The sequence below is a fragment of the Pseudoalteromonas sp. SIMBA_162 genome, from assembly GCF_046535955.1.
Taxonomy (GTDB): domain Bacteria; phylum Pseudomonadota; class Gammaproteobacteria; order Enterobacterales; family Alteromonadaceae; genus Pseudoalteromonas; species Pseudoalteromonas marina.
Genome location: NZ_JAWJBQ010000761.1, coordinates 1 through 255, shown reverse-complemented (window position 1 = coordinate 255; position 255 = coordinate 1). Strand labels below are relative to the sequence as shown.

Here is a 255-nt window from a genome sequence, read left to right as displayed (position 1 = left end):
CTCGACGACCTGGACTGGTACCCCCTGGTGGGCAATGGCATCACGGCCCTGGCCCAGCCCACCGAAGCCATAGGCACCAGTGCCTTCGAATGCCTGCTCAAGCGCCTGCGGGGCGACGATGCCCCGGCGCGAGTGGTGGATTTTCCGGCGCAGTTGATCGTGCGCGGCTCCACCCGGTTGTAACAGTGGGGGCAAGGCCCACCACTTTTTTCTCGAACAAAAATGAAACCGGTTTCAGAGGTCAGGAACATGCAG

Annotated in this window: 1 protein-coding gene; it reads left to right on the top strand. The window is 62.0% G+C overall.

The annotated features are described in order from the left end of the window. Positions 1–183 (top strand): substrate-binding domain-containing protein (locus R0J88_RS21735; RefSeq protein ID WP_410901138.1); only part of this gene is annotated, 183 nt, incomplete at its 5' end. Between the last annotated feature and the right edge of the window lie 72 nt (positions 184–255).